Source organism: uncultured Microbulbifer sp., assembly GCF_947498635.1.
In the GTDB taxonomy this organism is placed as follows: domain Bacteria; phylum Pseudomonadota; class Gammaproteobacteria; order Pseudomonadales; family Cellvibrionaceae; genus Microbulbifer; species Microbulbifer echini.
In genome coordinates, this window is record NZ_CANMKV010000142.1 from 1 (window position 1) to 377 (window position 377).

General features: G+C 56.8%; 3 tRNA genes. All 3 read left to right on the plus strand.

The features are described from left to right. The 3 genes from Q1A69_RS20195 to Q1A69_RS20205 all read left to right on the plus strand — a co-directional run bounded on the left by Q1A69_RS20195 (nt 1) and on the right by Q1A69_RS20205 (nt 377). Nucleotides 1-76 (plus strand) — tRNA-Gly (locus Q1A69_RS20195). A 119-nt stretch (nt 77-195) separates the two neighbouring features. Beyond that, nucleotides 196-271, plus strand: a tRNA-Glu gene (locus Q1A69_RS20200). A 34-nt stretch (nt 272-305) separates the two neighbouring features. After that, nucleotides 306-377, plus strand: a tRNA-Gly gene (locus tag Q1A69_RS20205).

The window sequence follows — 377 nt, forward strand, 5'->3', positions numbered from 1 at the left end:
GCGGGAATAGCTCAGTTGGTAGAGCGCAACCTTGCCAAGGTTGAGGTCGCCGGTTCGAACCCGGTTTCCCGCTCCAAATTTTTGCTTTTTGAGATGATCTCTAGTCAACTCGGAAAGCATTGCCACCGAGAAATCAGTGGTATTGCCATGGACAGCATGGCAGCACCGGGCCATTAGGCCGAAGTGCAAGTTTCTGTCCCCATCGTCTAGAGGCCTAGGACACCGCCCTTTCACGGCGGTAACAGGGGTTCGACTCCCCTTGGGGATGCCAATACGACCCGGCAGCAGTGCTGCCGGGTCAAATTGCGGGAATAGCTCAGTTGGTAGAGCGCAACCTTGCCAAGGTTGAGGTCGCCGGTTCGAACCCGGTTTCCCGC